Consider the following 548-nt stretch of genomic DNA (forward strand, 5'->3'; position numbering starts at 1 on the left):
CCTGAGTTCCCTTGGCTTAATGATGTTTCTAGCGTTCCTTTGCAGCAAGCAATCAGAAACCAACAAACTGCTTTTAAGAACTTCTTTGAGGGTCGAGCTAAATACCCAACTTTCAAAAAGAAGCGCTCGAAACAAAGCGCACAACTAACCAAAGCAGCATTCAGATATACTGATGGTCAGTTGTTCATGGCTAAATCTAAGCAACCTATAAATGTTCGTTGGTCGCGAGAGCTGCCTAGCGAACCAACCACCATTACAATTAGCAAAGACAGTGCGGGTCGCTACTTTGTATCTTGTCTGTGTCGCTTCGAGCCAAAACCACTATCGATTAGTAAAAATACAGTCGGTATTGATTTAGGTTTGACTGACCTTGTTATTGCCTCCAACGGTTTCAAGTCTGGAAATCCCCGTCACACCAAGCGTTACGCTAGTAAACTAGCTAAGACTCAACGTGTGCTATCGAAGAAGAAGAAAGGTTCTTCTAACTTCCACAAAGCCAGAAAGAAAGTCGCTCGCGTTCAAGCAAAGATTGCTGATTGTCGTCACGA

Annotated in this window: 1 protein-coding gene; it reads left to right on the forward strand. The window is 43.4% G+C overall.

The window, feature by feature from the left end:
• Positions 1-548 (forward strand): RNA-guided endonuclease InsQ/TnpB family protein (locus tag AAEZ22_RS18140; protein WP_352298378.1); only part of this gene is annotated, 548 nt, incomplete at both ends.

The organism is Pseudoalteromonas sp. 20-MNA-CIBAN-0454 (assembly GCF_040308685.1).
Lineage (GTDB): Bacteria > Pseudomonadota > Gammaproteobacteria > Enterobacterales > Alteromonadaceae > Pseudoalteromonas > Pseudoalteromonas nigrifaciens.